The 17167-nt window shown below is 44.7% G+C and carries 15 protein-coding genes; 3 read left to right on the top strand and 12 right to left on the bottom strand.

The window, feature by feature from the left end:
- The first annotated feature begins 51 nt into the window (after window positions 1-51).
- The 3 genes from QMA04_RS04680 to QMA04_RS04670 all read left to right on the top strand — a co-directional run bounded on the left by QMA04_RS04680 (window position 52) and on the right by QMA04_RS04670 (window position 3324).
- Window positions 52-1584 carry a glucosyltransferase domain-containing protein gene (locus tag QMA04_RS04680; protein ID WP_290184227.1) on the top strand — a complete coding sequence of 511 codons (1533 nt, stop codon included), beginning with the start codon at window positions 52-54 and terminating at the stop codon, window positions 1582-1584.
- Between the two features lie 121 nt (window positions 1585-1705).
- Entirely contained in the window at window positions 1706-2881 is a 1176-nt protein-coding gene (locus QMA04_RS04675) for a DUF2157 domain-containing protein (RefSeq protein WP_290184225.1), read from the top strand.
- Window positions 2878-3324: a GDYXXLXY domain-containing protein gene (locus QMA04_RS04670; RefSeq protein ID WP_203339198.1), complete on the top strand. Its 447-nt coding sequence runs from the start codon at window positions 2878-2880 to the stop codon at window positions 3322-3324. Before QMA04_RS04675 ends, QMA04_RS04670 begins: the two co-directional genes overlap by 4 nt.
- 59 nt (window positions 3325-3383) lie before the next feature.
- Here the strand turns inward: QMA04_RS04670 and QMA04_RS04665 are convergent, their stop codons facing one another.
- From QMA04_RS04665 to gmd, 12 genes are all read right to left on the bottom strand, one after another.
- The gene (locus QMA04_RS04665) at window positions 3384-4088 is read right to left on the bottom strand and encodes a CpsD/CapB family tyrosine-protein kinase (protein WP_290184222.1); all 705 of its coding nucleotides are present in this window, start codon (window positions 4086-4088) and stop codon (window positions 3384-3386) included.
- 4 nt (window positions 4089-4092) lie between these two features.
- Window positions 4093-4818 (bottom strand): YveK family protein, encoded by a 726-nt coding sequence (locus QMA04_RS04660; RefSeq protein WP_203339196.1) that lies wholly within the window; start codon window positions 4816-4818, stop codon window positions 4093-4095.
- 249 nt (window positions 4819-5067) lie between these two features.
- Entirely contained in the window at window positions 5068-5781 is a 714-nt protein-coding gene (locus QMA04_RS04655) for a sugar transferase (RefSeq protein ID WP_301611061.1), read from the bottom strand.
- 19 nt (window positions 5782-5800) lie between these two features.
- Window positions 5801-7126 (bottom strand): UDP-glucose dehydrogenase family protein, encoded by a 1326-nt coding sequence (locus QMA04_RS04650; protein WP_191713722.1) that lies wholly within the window; start codon window positions 7124-7126, stop codon window positions 5801-5803.
- 15 nt (window positions 7127-7141) lie between these two features.
- Window positions 7142-8032: a UTP--glucose-1-phosphate uridylyltransferase GalU gene (gene galU / locus QMA04_RS04645; protein ID WP_191713721.1), complete on the bottom strand. Its 891-nt coding sequence runs from the start codon at window positions 8030-8032 to the stop codon at window positions 7142-7144.
- Between the two features lie 254 nt (window positions 8033-8286).
- Entirely contained in the window at window positions 8287-9240 is a 954-nt protein-coding gene (gene manA / locus QMA04_RS04640; protein WP_191713720.1) for a mannose-6-phosphate isomerase, class I, read from the bottom strand.
- Between the two features lie 54 nt (window positions 9241-9294).
- On the bottom strand, window positions 9295-10680 hold the full coding sequence (locus QMA04_RS04635; RefSeq protein WP_203339193.1) for a sugar phosphate nucleotidyltransferase: 1386 nt from the start codon (window positions 10678-10680) through the stop codon (window positions 9295-9297).
- Between the two features lie 421 nt (window positions 10681-11101).
- On the bottom strand, window positions 11102-12409 hold the full coding sequence (locus QMA04_RS04630; RefSeq protein WP_191713718.1) for a glycosyltransferase family 4 protein: 1308 nt from the start codon (window positions 12407-12409) through the stop codon (window positions 11102-11104).
- A gap of 50 nt (window positions 12410-12459) precedes the next feature.
- Window positions 12460-13569 (bottom strand): glycosyltransferase family 4 protein, encoded by a 1110-nt coding sequence (locus QMA04_RS04625; RefSeq protein WP_290184217.1) that lies wholly within the window; start codon window positions 13567-13569, stop codon window positions 12460-12462.
- 66 nt (window positions 13570-13635) lie between these two features.
- The gene (locus QMA04_RS04620) at window positions 13636-15015 is read right to left on the bottom strand and encodes a hypothetical protein (RefSeq protein ID WP_290184215.1); all 1380 of its coding nucleotides are present in this window, start codon (window positions 15013-15015) and stop codon (window positions 13636-13638) included.
- Between the two features lie 70 nt (window positions 15016-15085).
- The gene (locus tag QMA04_RS04615) at window positions 15086-16057 is read right to left on the bottom strand and encodes a glycosyltransferase family 2 protein (protein ID WP_290184213.1); all 972 of its coding nucleotides are present in this window, start codon (window positions 16055-16057) and stop codon (window positions 15086-15088) included.
- Between the two features lie 36 nt (window positions 16058-16093).
- Entirely contained in the window at window positions 16094-17158 is a 1065-nt protein-coding gene (gene gmd / locus QMA04_RS04610) for a GDP-mannose 4,6-dehydratase (protein ID WP_191713714.1), read from the bottom strand.
- Window positions 17159-17167 lie beyond the last annotated feature (9 nt).

The raw sequence follows: 17167 nt of genomic DNA, 5'->3' as shown, positions 1-17167 counted from the left end.
TTATTAACCAAATGCACGTAGAAATTTGTAAGAGATTAGGAGCCGATTGAAATGCCTGAAGAATTCATGTCGAAGTGGAAATCCGCAATCAAACCGCAATGGAAAACCGCCTTTCTATCTGCGGCCATCATCGGCTTTTTATGCCATATGTTTGTGTTCACCAATACTCTTCCCAACCATGATAGCTTGGTCAATATGCACAGCCCTCAACTAAAAGGAGAGTCTGGACGTTTTTTCCTGTCTCCTGTCAGTGGCATCAGCTCCTATTTCGACTTGCCTTGGATCAACGGGACACTTTCTGTTTTTTATTTGGCATTGACCGCCGTGGTTTTAGCTGAGTTGTTCCAATTGAAAAAAACCTTTTCCATTGTGGCAGTCAGCGGTCTGATCGTTACATTTCCGACCATCGCTTCCACCTTTTCCTATATGTTTACGGCAGACGGCTACATGTTCGCTTCATTGCTGACCGTGCTGGCTTTGCTCATCACCATCAAATACACCTACGGATTCATTGCAGGTTCCATCGTTTTTTACATAGCCGTAGGCGTTTACCAAGCCAACCTGCCGTTTTTGTTAACGATTGTGATTGTCTTTTTGATCAGTGAAATATTGGGAAGAAGAATCTCCTTCCAACAACTCAAAAGCTATATTCTTCGTTTTTTCGGATTGGGAGCCATCGGCATGGCTTTATATGCCACCAACTTCAAACTCTATTCGAGTCTATTTGCTGGAACGATCACCAGTTACCAAGGGTTGGATTCGGTCGGCGAAAGCAGCGGCTCCTTTTTTGACGGTTTTGAACAGGTCCATGAGGCTTTCACGTTTTTCTTTTTCCGCGGATTCATGACAGACTTCCCGGTCCAGCTGTTTGAATGGTTGAACGCCGCCGTCTTCTTGCTGATCGCTATCGGATTTGTCCTGCTGCTCATTCAAAATCGCATATTCACCAATGTTCCCATGGCCATAATTTCATTGGGGTTGCTGCTGTTGATGCCGTTAAGCTCTTATATCCTGTATTTTGTTTCTCCTGACGTGGTGTACCATATGCTGATGGTGCTGCCGCTTGTCGGTTTCTATCTGCTGCCTGTGCTTTTTTATGAACATCTCACCATTCCGACCATGGCCGCCAAAGGGTTCTCTTGGTTAGCTGTAGTGAGTGCATTCGTTGTCGTATTCAATTTTGCCGTCATCTCGAACATTTCCTACCTCAACATGGAATTAAGATATGAAAAGTCCACTGCATTTGTAAACCGGCTGATCAGCAGAGTTGAACAAACCGAAGGAGTGACGCCGGAATCGAAACTGGCGTTGATTGGCAGAGTTCAATTGGGATCCCCACTGAGCAAAGAGATCATCCCCCAAAGCATACCTAGAGTTATGGGTTCTTTAGGAGACAGCATCCTTCCGCTCCCTTACCATTACAACGCCATGATGAAAGGCCATTTTGGTGTCAATTACAAATTCATTTCTGAACAGGAACGCCAGGAAATTGCTGCTTCCCAATGGTTTGCGGAGATGGAGGCATGGCCATCTCCGAATGCAGTCCGCGTAATTGACGACGTAGTTGTCGTAAAGCTTCAATAATGACACGAGCCGAACACGGGTAGAATCATCCGTCGTTCGGTTTTTTCAATCCCGTATCATTTACCTATCTAGCCTGATTATTTAGGGCTATAATAGAAGCAAATAGAATGGGGGGATTAACGTGGACACCGAACAAAAACTGAAACAATGGCAGGAAGCGGGATTACTGGATTCCGAAACTGCCGAACGAATTTCAGTATTTGAAAAACGCCAGCCTGCCCCTAAAAAGCTGCCGCTTCTTTTGATGATCGGCTTGATTTTCTTTTCACTGGCGATTTTCAGTTTTATCGCTGCCAACTGGCAGGCCATACCGGATTTGGCAAAAGTGCTGGTGATGCTTGCATTGATGTGGCTTTTCTATACCATCGCTTATTTCTCTGAAAAGAAAGCGTTTGGCTCTCCGCTTCTCTTCAGGGTGATTGGCCTTGCGATGTTCGGAGCTACATTACTCGTAGCTGCTCAGACATTCCACTTTCCGCTGGCAAACTCCTTGCTTCCATGGATCATGTTCTTGGCTGCGCTTGCCCATTATTTTTATTGGCGGAATCTCATCTATTCCGTCATTGGATTTTTCTTTGGCGCAACCGTTTTGCTGTCGTTTCTTCCCGATATCGGCTGGGTCGAATGGGTCCTCTTCATCGCCGTGGCCGTCACCTGGTTTTACTTCAGTAAAACTTTTGCCCCAGTAGCCTTCAGTTGGCTTCTGCTGTTCGCTTCGGGATTCATGTTGTGGGGGCTAGTGGAATACGACAGCCTGTTATGGCCAATTTGGACTTTGTTTGCACTCGTGCTCCTGCTATTGATCGTCCCAGAGAACAAACAACGACAGATTCGTCCATTTTATCTGTTGACAGCTGGCATGTTGCTAGTCATTTATTTGGCTGTTCGCGGACAGACGTTCATCAGTCTGGTGGATGAAAGCCATATGGCAGAAGCTATCGCTTTAGCAGCTGCCGCTTTCGGTGTGCTGGTATTGAGTTTTTTCAAATTTCGCTCACTCTTATGGATCGCCGTCCCCGGTCTCATCGGCCTGTTGCTGTTCGACGAAACCGCGATCGGTCTCGCAGTAGTTGCTGAATTGTCCGCTCTTGGATACCTGATTATCGCCCAGCGGCAAAATGAACCACTCGGACTCGGCTTTGTATACTTTATCGTTGTACAGTTTGTCATCTACATTATTTACGCTTGGGAACGGCTCGATATGTCGCTGTTCTTCTTGATTGGAGCCCTGCTGTTGTTCTTGTTATCAGCTATCGCCTGGTGGATCAATCGCCGGAAAGAAGGTGTAGAGCGATGAAATCCTGGATATTCCCGATTGCCCAAACACTCATCGTCGTCTTGCTGCTCGTGAGTTATTACGCCGCATCCTGGTTTGGCGAACAATATGTTCTGCGGGCCGAACCGTTTGACCCGTTTGATCCCTTTTACGGCGAATACGTCATGCTGCAATATCCAGATCTCAAATCGAGCGAAATCACAAACGACAGTTCCATCTATTTCACACTGAAAAGAGCGGAGGATGGATACGCCGTCATAGACCGCATCGAAAACGAGCCCTTCTTCGGAGCCATCACCGGATCTGTCTATGACGGCAGTGTCACCGCCCCACAATTGGAACAGTTCTATGTAGAACAAGGTACTGGTCCGGATCTCGAATCGGCCCGTGACTTGCAAGTGACCATTGACGTCTCCAGTTGGGGAACCATCCGCCCCATCGACTTACGGGAACGCACAGAATAAATGCATGAAAAAAGTTCAATCAGCCTTCTGATTGAACTTTTTTTGCTTTCAAATCTTCTTTATCCGTCTGCTCCATAATACTGTGCATAAGCAGTATCTTTCTGGACCTTCACGTTATTGATGACCGCTCCAAGCAACCGGGTTTTCGTGGAAGCCGTAATGGCTTCTTTTGCTTTGATGGCGTGGTCTCTCTCAGTCTTTCCTGAATTGATCACCAGAATGGTGCCTTCGCATTTATTCGCGAGGATGACGCTGTCTGTGACGGATAAGACAGGAGGCGTATCAAAAATCAACAAATCATAGACGTCCAATGCCTGTTCGAACAGCAGGTCCATATTTTGGGAGCTCAGCAACTCTGCCGGGTTCGGCGGAATCGGACCACACGGCAAAAGATCCAAGTTCTCAATTTCAGCTGGCTGGATTGCCACTTTTAATGCAATTTGACGTGCCAGCACATTCGACAACCCTCTGGAATTATTGATTTTGAATGTGTGGTGCATAGTCGGCTTCCTCATGTCGGCATCAATAAACAACACGCGTTTGCCTTCCTGTGCAAAGACAATCGCTAAATTTGAAGCTGTGGTCGACTTGCCTTCTGAATGGGAAGCCGAAGTAATGACCAACGAACGGATGTCTCCATCAGGTGAAGTGAAATGGATATTCGTCCGCAGCGTTCTAAATTGTTCAGATACGCGCGACCGAGGATTGGTGAATGCAATCAGCTTTCTATTTTCTACTTCAGACTTGCTCTTCTTTTTCACCATTCAGTTAAGCCTCCCTGCGTTTAAAAGCTATCGGCTCGTTTGCCGGGATGTCTTCTTCTTCATTCATCGGTGAGATGGCCCCCAAAACCGGGATGCCCAGTACATCATGAATGTCTTGTTCACCTCGGAGAGTTGTATCCAAATATTGGAGAATAAAGGCGACAGCTGCTCCAACGAGAAGCCCTACAACTGCTGCCAATAAAATATTCAATGGCGGATTCGGAGACACTGGTGTCTGATTATCCATCACGACGGCCTGCGACAAAATAAAAACATTGTCTACACCCATTAATTCAGTAACTTCCACTTCAAATATTTCAGCCGTCCGATTCGCTATTTCTACTGCTGCAGCCAAATCAGCATCATGCACCTGTATATTAAGGAGCTGGGAGCTTTCCGCAATTTCCACTGTCACTTTTTCTGCTAACTCTTCATAAGACATATCCAGCCCCAATTGGCTGATGACCTGTTCGAGTATGACCGGACTTTCAATGATTTCACTGTATGTACCCATCAATTGAAGATCAGTCTCGATGCTCAGATTGTCCAGGGCTGCTCCAGCTTGCTGCTGGCTGATCAGGAGTTGTGTAGATGTTTGGTAAATAGGGGTGATCATGTAATAAGACACTAATGCGGTTAAGACCATAAATGCAATCATGATGGTCAGGATCAATCGAATTCGATTCTTCAAAATTCCGTAAATTTCACGCAGGCTGATGGTTTCCATCATTTCGCCACCCCTCCTTTCAATGAAGAGAAATCTTAATCACGGGGACAAGGGATCTATTGTCGCTGTTTATATACCAAACCGGGCCTTTTAAATGGCGAATCGGTTTTTCGCTGATTACCCAGCTATGGGACATCAATTTGAATGTTTGATGTCCCAGGGCCGGCTTATTGTGAATGAGTAGCGACAATCAAAATATGTAATGCCCATGTGCCGGATAGCCCATGGTTTATGCAATCATCGCTCGCTTCGTCAATATGCATCTTTCGAACCGAACAATACGAGAATGGTCTTTAAAATCAACTTGATGTCCATCATCGTATTGCGGTTTCGGATATAATCCAGATCCATCTCAACCCACTCCTGGAAGCTGATATTGCTTCTTCCATTCACTTGCCAAAAACAAGTCAATCCAGGTGTCACGCTGATGCGCTGTTTTTCGTAGTTGGTGTATTGTGCTACTTCATCGGGGAGAGCGGGTCTTGGGCCGACGATGGTCATATCTCCATTCAATACGTTAACCAATTGCGGCAATTCATCGATGCTGGTCTTTCTGATGAACTTCCCGATTTTAGTGATTCGCGGATCGCTTTTGATTTTAAATACCGGTCCTGACGCCTCATTTTGCTTGAGCAACGAGGCTTTCAAATCTTCTGCATTGCAGACCATCGAACGGAATTTGTACATATTGAAGGTCTTGCCATGTTTTCCGACTCGTTTCTGCTTGAAGAATACAGGGCCTTTAGGGTCCTCTATTTTAATCATCAAGCTCACGATCAGGAATAGGGGAATCAGGATAATCAGCCCCATCAGCGAACCAGCGATATCCAAAAAGCGTTTTGTATATAAATAGCCATTGCTGGTATTTGTTTTGACGCTCTCAAACACCATGTCACTGTATCTAGTATTCATATCCATTTCTTCTTTTTCAGGAGCGGACACTGACATTTGAATCACCACTTTCATCTTAAATTCACCTTATCAATCAGATGGGCGCTGCTTCAATCACCTTTGTAGCAACAGGTCTGCCGATTGAATGATATTCGATTCCATTGCTCTCCACAGCTTCCAATGAGAAACAATTTCTTCCATCAATAACGAGTGGCTTTTTCATGGTCTTGAATAGAGCCAGCTCAATATTTTTGATTTCATCCCAATCGGTCAATATCAGTGCAGCTTCACTATCGGCAATCGCTTCTTCAATTGAATCAGCATATTCAACAAGTGGGTTCAGGATGGACTTCGCATTTCCCATGGCAATCGGATCATAAGCAATTACATGCGCACCTTGTTTGATCAATTCTTCAGTAACCCGAATGGATGCTGATTCCCGCATGTCGTCAGTATTCGGTTTGAATGCCAGTCCCAGCACCGCTATTCTTTTGCCTGTAAGGATCGGCAGGCAGTCATTTAATTTCCCGATCAGAATCCCCTGCTGTTTTTTGTTGACATTGACTACACCTTTCAACAGCTCGAATTCATACTCGACATTCCCCGCAATTTGGATCAGGGCTTTTGTGTCTTTTGGAAAACAAGATCCTCCGTAGCCGATTCCTGCTTTCAGGAATTGGCTGCCGATTCGCTGATCCAGCCCCATGCCCGTTGATACATTCTCTATGTTGGCCCCCAATAATTCGCAAATATTGGAGATTTCGTTGATGAAACTGATTTTGGTCGCCAAAAATGCATTCGAGGCATACTTGATCATTTCTGCACTTTTGATATCCGTCTTGAAGATAGGGACGCCAAAAGGCTGATTGATCTGTTCAATGACATTGCTTGCATACTCGCTTTCCGCTCCGATCACAATACGGTCTCCATGGAACGAGTCATGGATCGCCGACCCTTCTTTCAGGAATTCAGGATTCGAAACCACTTCCATCTGCAGGTTCGCTGCCATATGCGATTGGATGGTCTGCTTGATCATGTCATTAGTGCCTACCGGAACGGTGCTTTTTGTCACCACAATTACATTTTGTTGAATATTTTCAGCGATATCACGTGCAGCCTGGATCACATAGGACATATCAGCAGATCCGTCATGGTTTTCGGGTGTACCCACCGCGATGTAGATCACATCCGAATGCTTAAGGCCTTGACGGTGGTCTGTTGTAAAACTTAAACGGTTTTCATTGATGTTTTTTGTCATCATTTCACTGAGACCGGGTTCATAGATAGGCGAAATCCCCTGTTGCATCTTAGCGACCTTGTCCTGGTTGACATCAATACAGGTTACATGATGGCCGATCTCAGACAGGCTCACACCTGTTACCAATCCGACATACCCAGTTCCTATTACCGAAATCTTCATACGGACGCCCCCAACTTAAAATAATGGTGAAGCTGATTTCTCAGCCATCAATTCTTTAATGATGCTTTCCACGTCTTTTCCGAATTCTGGGCTATCCAAAGCGAATTCGATGGTTGTCCGCAGGAACCCTAGCATCTCGCCTACGTCGTAGCGTTTTCCTTCAAAATCATATGCGTAAACTTTTTTCAGTTCATTGAGTTTTTGGATGGCGTCCGTCAATTGAATTTCTCCTCCTGCACCAGCTTGCTGGGTGCCCAGGAAATCGAAAATTTCAGGAACCAGAATATAGCGTCCCATTATCGCCAGGTTGGAAGGAGCTGTTCCTGGCTTTGGTTTTTCTACGTAATTGCTGACCTCATAGCAGCGTCCATCGACCGCACTCGGATCAATGATGCCGTAACGGTGTGTTTCCTGATCAGGGACTTGCTGGACACCGATAATGGAAGACTGCATTTTGTCGTATTGGTCGATCAATTGTTTGAGACATGGTTTATCCGCTTTAACAATGTCATCTCCTAGCAATACCGCAAACGGTTCATTGCCGATAAATTTACGTGCACTCCAGACTGCATGCCCTAAGCCCTTCGGTTCTTTCTGGCGGATGTAGTGAATCTCCACATTCGAGGTATGCTGAACTTTTTCAAGAAGATCAAATTTTCCTTTTCTGAACAAATTGTCTTCCAGCTCGAAATTTTTATCGAAATGATCTTCAATGGCGCGCTTGCCTTTCCCCGTTACAATAATGATGTCTTCTATCCCGGAAGCAATTGCCTCTTCGACAATGTACTGGATTGTCGGTTTGTCTACGATCGGCAACATTTCTTTGGGCATCGCCTTCGTCACTGGAAGAAATCGAGTCCCAAGCCCCGCTGCTGGAATAATTGCCTTTGTCACTTTCTTTGCCATAAACTCCACCCGCCTTTGATAGTTTCTGAATCATCGATTCCTATCTTTACGAATGGGACAGAATAAGTTTTTTGTACACAAAACCCTCAAATATTGTCCCATTGTAACATCGATAGTCCCCGAAATATAGTTCAATTATTAAGAATTTTTAATTTTAACAGAATAAATAGTTTCAAATACCTACTTTTTGCCGTCAGAATAACTCAAATCATCTTGTTTCATATATTTTAATATTCTGATAATTTAAGACGTTTTTAAGTATGGGATACAATCATTTCGAGCTCACCGTCGATGAAATAATTTCCGATGGTCGCAGGCACGATGAAGTTGTCGCCCTTTTTCACTGTCGAGACGCTTTCTTCTGTCACAATCTGACCTGAACCACTGATGACACTGACCAACAGGAACGCGGTGGTTACCGGGACTTCAACTTTTCCGCCCAGCATCCAATGGTAGACAGTGAAGTATTCCCCTTCAACCAAACGGGTTGATTGCAGGTTGTTCAGCTGTTCCTTCAGGTTCTCCTGCATGACCTGCTGATGCGGACAGGTCATGACCGCCATTGCTTCCTCTAAATGAAGCTCCCGCTTTTTGCCTTCCTGATCTACACGGTCGTAATCGTATAGACGGTAAGTAATATCAGAACTTTGCTGAGTTTCAAGAATAACGATGCCTTTTCCGATGGAATGCAAGGTGCCACTCGGAACATAGACAAAATCGCCTTTTTTCACTTTAATGCGCTGAAACAGCTTTTGCCATTCACCTTTGCTGACCAATTCCTGAAACTCTTCACGGGACTTGGCTTGATGGCCGATAATAATCTCGGCACCTTCTTCACAATCCAGAATATACCAGCATTCTGTCTTGCCATAGGGCATTTGTGCTTTCTCTTTGGCGTATGCATCATCCGGATGCACCTGCACAGACAATTGGTCATTGGCATCCAAAATTTTCACCAATAACGGAAAATCACTGCCAGTTGTTTCTGAGCCGAATAAACCAGGATAGTTCCGCCAAACCTCCAGCAGGCTCATCCCTTTTAATTCACCGTTCATGACAATCGACGGTCCATTTTCATGGGCAGAGATGACCCATGCTTCTCCAGTGGTTTCTGAAGGAATATCATAATCGAATAGTTTCTGAAGCTTTTCTCCACCCCAAATGCGTTCCTGAAAAACCGGTTTTAAGAAAACGGGCTCTTTGTACATAATCTTCCCTCCCACTATGGAAATGACAAGCAAATCATATGCGCTGCCCATCCATTATCCGTGGCGGGCGGTTTGGCGTACTTTGCAGATTGCTTCTATTTCTTCCCACTCATTGGATGTGCGGTAGATGTCTTCTTCGATCAGCTCACTGCCTGTCTGTACTTCGATGATTTCCATATTGGTCGTCGCTTTTAAAGTATGTTTAGCGCCTAACGGAATATGGATGACATCTCCTGTTCTGACGTGGCTCAATTGATCATTGAATACAAAAATCCCTTCCCCTTTAACGATCGTCCATACTTCGCTGCGTTTATAATGCATCTGATAACTGAGGTTTTTTCCGGCGTTTATGCCCAGGCGTTTGATCAGCACTTCGTTGCCTTCTGCGTAGCGCGTGTACTCCAATACACGGTACCAACCCCAACGGCGTTCCTCATACATCGGACGGTTGTTGAAGCCTTCAACGTATTCCTTCACCTTGGTGCTGGCGTCTTTGTCTGTAACCAAAATGCCATCCGGACTCGCAGCAACCACCACGTTATCCAATCCCAGTAACGTAATCGGAATATCCAATTCATTGACAATGTGTGAGTTTTCCACTCCTTTGCCAATGATTCCTTTTCCCGTTACCTGGACCGCCATTTCTTCCGTCAGCGTATTCCACGTCCCTAAATCCTTCCAATACCCGTCGTAAGGCAAGGAGATGATATGTTCTGCACGCTCGACCACTTCATAGTCAAAACTGTTTTTAGGCAAACGGTGATAGTTTCTGAGCAACTGGGAATACTCAATCGGCATTCCTCTTTCTTTCAGCAAGCCGATAATATACCCCAATTTAAAAGCGAATACCCCACAATTCCATAAGGCATTCTTTTCAATCAATTCTTCCGCCTGCTGTTCCGTCGGTTTTTCTTTAAAGTAATCAACCGTCAAATAGGAATCGTGCGACTGGCTGTCCGGAATAATATAGCCATACTTTGCAGAAGGATAAGTCGGCTTTACACCCATCAATGCCAAATCGGCACCGGATGAAAGCAGGACTTCTTCCAGATCTTGAACACGATTGAAAAAGCGGTTTTCAACGTATGGATCGACCGGCAGCATCCCAACCACTTCATCCAATCCGCATTTTTGGACAGAATATAGATAAACTGCTGCCAAGGCGATTGCAGGGAAAGTGTCTCTTCTCTCGGGCTCAGTTACTACATGTACATCCTGGCCTAATTGAGCTTTTATCATATCCACCTGCGAACTGCTTGTGGCAATAATAGAGTTTTCAGCCATGCCCGTTTCTTCTATTTGCTTCCAGACACGCTGCACCATTGAAACCTTATTGCCCTCCTCATCACTTAAAACCTTGAGGAACTGTTTTGAGCGCGCATCATTGGATAGCGGCCATAGGCGTTTTCCCGATCCCCCTGATAACATTACTAATCGCATATTACGTCCTCCTTCTCCATCTGCAACTCTAAGTTGTGGATGGTTCATATTAATCACGCTTTTCAGAAAATATAATTAACCAAAAAAATTTATAGGTAATATATACCTGTAACAAAAACGAAGTAATCATATTTTCACATCAATTGAAAAAGGTATACCCGTATTATATATATAAATACCTAATAATTCAATATAATTTTCTAATTAATTAGAAATGTCAGATATATTTACCTATTTTATAACCCGGAACCTTTGAAATCAATAGGTTAATAGTTATTTAATTTTTCTGTTTTTTTAGAAATTATAAACATTAAAATTTTTAATTGAAACTAATAGACTGTCAAATTTTTCATCCCTTAACTATCTGCACACAAAAAAAACCGTCTCTCCTGTTTTAGAGAGACGGTTCGAAAAAGGATATTCACTTTTTATTGATCACTTCATTATACGGATCCGCTTGATAAGCCGCCTCCAGTTGGGGAGTACCAGCGACTTCCTGGAAGACAGACCGATACTTATTGATGGATGTATCCCGCGTCAAATTCTCTTCAAGATAAACGCGCCCTTTGAGTCCCATCGCCTTCAATTCATTCGGATCCAGGCTTCGCAAATATTGGATTGCATGGACGACTCCTCGATAATCCTGGGGTTCAATGACCACACCTGCGCCACTTTCAAAAATCAGGCGCTGCACTTCACTGCCTTGTTCCAGAACGCCCAACACCGGTTTCCCAGCAGCCATGACCCCGTAGATTTTGCTTGGCACCGAAACCCCTTTGATGCCTTTTTGATTGACCACCAGATGGACGTCTGCCGCATTCAACGAATACTTAAGAAATTCTTTGGGCTGATACGGCAGGAACTTGACGTTTTCAAGTTGGTTTTCAGCCGCGTAATCCTGTATCCGTTGTTTTACAGCACCTTCACCGATAAACAAAAAGACAATATCGGGCTGGTCCGTAAATTCTTTGGCAACTTGGATTAAATTCTCCAAGTCATAGTATAGGCCAAGATTTCCGGAATACATAACGATGAATTTATCCTGCAGCCCATTAGTCTCCAAAAACTCACGGATAGCTGGTTCGTCTTTGTCCAGCGGCACCACGGCTTCTTCATCGGTCCAATTGCTGATGACGGTATGAGACGGCACCTTTTGGCCGACAAAGCGCCCTTTCAAGGTTTCAGCCATATCTTCACCCACCAGCAGCACTTGGTCCGCGTAGCTGCAATTCAATTTATCGACAGCTTTGGCGATTTTAAAGACGGTCTGGTTATTCGTATAAGCAACTGCTGCCGCCTGTTCCGGATTAAAATCATGGACGCTGTAAATATGGCGCGAACGCTTCAGGAACTTGCCGATGGTACCGATCAAACCGCCCAATACCGGCGGCTGCGAAATCGTGAAAATGACATCCGTCCCTTTTTCCTTCAGCAAAGCGATATTCGCCAATAAAAAATAGGACGAAATGTATTTCATCCGACTGACTTTGGAATTCTTATCGACCTCAGGCAGTTTGATCCGGACCACTTTGATGCTCTCCAGATAATCCACCTCGAATAAGCGGTTGCTATCATGGTTTTCTCCGGCATATCCCGGCTGCGCGGCAATAACCGTAATATCAAAATTATTTTGGAGGCGTCCCGTCAACTCTGTCATTAATTGGCTGGTCGCTGCGAGATCCGGATAGAAATAATTGATGACAAAGGTGATCTTTTTTTTACGTAGCATTCTGAGCCTTCCTTTCCCGAAGAACATGCCGCAATACGTGCAGTCTTCCTTTAAAGTTCATCAAAAATAGCGATTAACGAATCGGTGTATTTATCTTCCGTGTAGAACGCTTCAAATGTATCCCTGCTCACTTTTCCAAGGCGAAGGCGTTCTGCATCATCCGTCACCAAATTCTTAATAGCGGATTTGACGCCTTCGACAGTCGGCTCGATAATGACGCCGCAATCTTTAATGAGTTCGGCGATAATTCCTCGGTCTGATGAAATGATCGGCAACCCGGCCGCCATCCCTTCAATGATGGACATGGGCTGTCCTTCCACTTTGTACTTGGTGGGCAAGGCCATCATATCCGATTCCAGGAAAAAGCGTTTTTTCTCTTCGCCTTGTTTAAGCCCATGGTATTGGATGTGTTCTTCCATGTCATTTGTTTGAATATACTGTTTCACTTCCTGGAATTCGGTTTCATTTTGAATCCCCCCAACCAGGTCCAGCCGCAGATTATGCCCTTCTTTAACTAAGGCAGTTGTCGCTTTGATCAATTCCACATAACCTTTTTCAAACATCAGGTTGCTTAAATACAATAACGAAATAGGTCCTGTTTTTTTACGTTGCCCCACTTCATCTTTAAGGATGAAATCTTCCGGAATGCCGTTGGATACGACTTCTACACGGTCGACGTAGCCACGGTAATTGGGGGCCAACTTACCGCCCAATACAATACCAACATCAATTTTCTTCAATGAATTGATGATGAACTTTTGGGCGATCCCGGAAGTCGCATCAATCGTGCCGCCTAAATTATTGCCATGCAGATGCGTCACCACTTTCCCGCGCCCCAATAATTTGCATGCTTGGATCATGACGCAATCCCGCAGTAAGCCCATTTTCGTCTGGGAAATGGAAATGTACAAAATCGGATTTTTCATCACGGCCGATAAAAAACCGGAGTAAAGAATCGCCAAGGTATCGGTCAACAATTTATCAAAAGAAAGAGCCCCCGGATGTTCAAAATCCTTCCGGCTCAAGTTGATTTTCTTCACTTTATACCGCTGGTGAAGTTTTTCGGATTTGTACAAAGACTGCAAAGCGATACTCTCTCCCAAAATGGGAGGAGGAAGCGGGCCTACAAAGATTAAATTCCCTTTTTTTACTCCAGCCATACTGACTCACCTCTCATTGAATGACATCTGCCTGCCAAAGAATTTCATGGACAAGCAGGGAATTACCTATGCATGTGGATCAGTGGATTTCAATGCAGGCTTGTCCACCAAATCTTTTTCAAAAGATGCAATGACCAGATACAGGATGATGAAAATCGGCATGATGATGATCAACGGCTTGATATAATAGATATAGCCGTACCAGAACACTCGGGCAATCGTCAGCACAATCCAGTAATACCCCAGAGCCATCCCCATATTGCCGAAAAATTTCTTCAGCAAGATCGCCGGTACAAACAGAACAGCATAAGTTGCAAAAGGTGCCACGATCAATCCGATAACCTCAAAATTCAAATAGTATTCCCCGTAGACAAACAATCCATAATTGGTATGGATCAGCGATGCCACCAAGTGGGCCGCCTGTGGACTTTGCGCCTCGATTCCAAAGAACGAAGGAATCAACTGCGGAATATAGTCGATGAGCGTATTATAGTTGCCATACGTATGTGTCACTTCCATTGCAGCGGCTGTCGAATAGACAAGGTCTTGTACAGTGGGATAGTTGATGAGCATGAAGAACGATTCCGTAATGGCTTCCACGTCAAAAATCAACCCAGTATGCCGAACCAGCCCCAAATAGGAGAAGACCAGCAAACCGCCGACAATCAATGCCGCTTTTTTAAAAGAGAACTTCGACCGGATGACATCCGCTTTTTTGGTAGCTGTCAGAAGCAGATACAGGATCAGCAACAAGCCCAAGATATCAACTCTGGCATAATGCGCGAGCAGCCAAAAAGGTACAAACAGAATGGCGAACTTACGGATCGCACTGCCTTTGACGCCCATCAACACGAAGAAATACGAGATGACGACCACAGAGTTCCAGGCATTTCCGGGAAGCAGGCTGGGCGACATCTCATGATAGGCCTTCCCCGGCAGATCCGGCAAATAAATAATGGAAGAAACGATGGCTACTGCACTGAAAAACCAGGTAGCCAATAAGCTTTGGACCGTCCCTGAATAAAACGCCAAAATCTTCGCATCGTAACTGCGGTATGTTTTATTGGTCAGCCACAGCAGAATTGACCAGATATAGTAGAAAAACAAGGCACCGAATGCCAATGTGTAGAAATGTTTTTCAATGAGATGGGTGCGGTCATTGAATAATGGCTGCACTTCTCCTACTGGCCCGAAACCCAATATGCTGATGATCGGCAAAAATAGCAGGACCAGCGAAAAAGTGGCAAATCCCACCTTAAAGACATAAATATCTAAAAGGAATTTAAAGGAAAAAATAATTAAAATGAACAAGTTCCACGGATCTTCTGGATTGAAAACCTGGCCTATACGAAGCAGATAATAAATCACAGAAATCCCGGTTAATAAATTGACGATGATATACAGGACTTTTTCAAATCGATCATCGGCCTCAAGTTGTTTTTCCATCGTCTCAGTCCTTTATTCGTGATGTCCTTTTCCCGATTGCCAACCGCACACTTTCCGGCTACTTCAATCCTCAGGACGGAGTAGTTACGGATAACAGCTGGGATTTCCTGTTGTTTTTTTTGGATTGCGTATAAAGATAAGATAAGATCTTCATATTCAAAAAAGTCGACAGATAGTAGAACAGGAACTTCAATGAGGTACGATTATTCTTAAATCCTTCTGCCAATACGTTGCGTGACAGCCGAACGGTTTCTTTGTTTCCGCTGATGATGGCGGTCCTGAAAATCACTTTCCAAATGGTTAACGTAAAACGATGAAAAGTCGATTTGGACTGTTTTTTCGCCAATTCTTTATACTTTTCAAAAATACTCATATGCCCAGTCAGCACCGACTTTTTATTGGTGGTGATCCGCTCGCCGCTGTGGTGATAGAATAGCACCAGGCTTTCTTTAACAAAATCGAATTTTGTCACCTGCGCCAGTCTTATGTATAAATCCCAATCCTGGCAACTCGGCAAACTGGCATCAAAGCCCTGCACCTGATCCAACACTTCCCTCTTCACCAAAACCGACGATGTGGTATCAATGCAATTGGATTCAAACAGTTTGGGCAAAATTTCCCCTTTGTATGCCGGAACGATTTTACGGGTAGGCTGGTTGTGTTCGTCGACAACCTGCACTCCCGTATAAACCACTCCAACATCGGGCTGGCCTTCAAATTGTTTGAGCTGCCTTTCCAATTTATCCGGCAGCCATTGGTCATCCGAATCCAAAAAGCCGATAAAACTCCCCGTGGCTTGTTTGATTCCAGTGTTTCTGGCTTCCGATCCACCTTTGTTAGTGTCGTGTCTGAGATAGATGATGCGCTCATCATCCATCCCCCTCACGACTTCAGCCGTATCATCTGTCGAGCAATCATCGATGATGATGATTTCGAAGTTCTGATGACTTTGGTTTTCCAGGCTTTCTATTGCTTTTTTCAGCAACTCCGAACGATTATACGTCGGAATAATCACACTGACTTTATCATTTAAGGTCACCATTAGATTTCCCCCCACCCGATAAGGAACCCGCTTAGATCAGTACTCAGTGATGGCACTTTTTTCTTCTTTCAACAAATTGCAATCGTGTGTCACCATGATTTCCACGAGTTCTTCAAACGATGTGGAAGTCGGGTTCCATCCAAGCAGTTTTTTCGCTTTTGAAGGATCCCCCAGCAGCAACTCGACCTCTGCTAAACGGAAGTAGTCAGGATTTACTTCAACCACCACTTCACCCGTTTTCACATTAATGCCTTTTTCGTCAATTCCTTCACCTTGCCATTCCACTTCAATCCCTGCATGTTTAAAAGCCAGCGTCGCAAATTCACGGACAGTATGCATTTCCCCGGTGGCAATCACGAAATCTTCCGGTGTTTCATGCTGAAGAATCAGCCACATGCATTCTACGTAATCTTTGGCATAGCCCCAGTCGCGTTTGGCGTCCAGGTTGCCCAACAATAGTTTTTCCTGTTTGCCATGGGCGATGCGGGCAGCCGCCATCGTGATTTTGCGCGTTACGAACGTTTCGCCACGGCGTTCCGATTCATGGTTGAAGAGGATGCCATTCACGGCGAACATATCATATGACTCCCGGTAATTTTTTGTAATCCAATAACCGTATAGCTTCGCTACGCCATAAGGTGAACGTGGGTAAAACGGCGTGGTTTCCCTTTGTGGGACCTCCTGCACTTTGCCGTATAGTTCAGAAGTCGAAGCCTGGTAGATGCGCGTCTTTTTCTCCAAACCTAGGATGCGGACCGCTTCCAGGATGCGCAACGTGCCAATACCATCAACGTCTGCTGTATATTCCGGCGTTTCGAACGACACTTTGACATGAGACATCGCTGCCAAGTTGTAGATTTCGTCTGGTTTGATTTCACTGATCAACCGGATGATATTCGAGGTATCAGTCATATCCCCATAATGGATATAAAAATTCTCACTCGACTTCAATTCTTCAATATACAAATGTTCGATGCGGCTGGTGTTGAAGCTTGAACTGCGGCGAATAATGCCATGAACCTCATAACCCTTCTCCAATAAGAAATCCGATAGAAACGATCCATCCTGCCCGTTAACTCCAGTAATCAATGCTTTCTTCATGATTTTCCC

The sequence above is a fragment of the Planococcus sp. APC 3900 genome (assembly GCF_030407735.1).
GTDB classification, from domain to species: domain Bacteria; phylum Bacillota; class Bacilli; order Bacillales_A; family Planococcaceae; genus Planococcus; species Planococcus notacanthi.
This window is presented reverse-complemented; position numbering and strand designations above follow the sequence as displayed.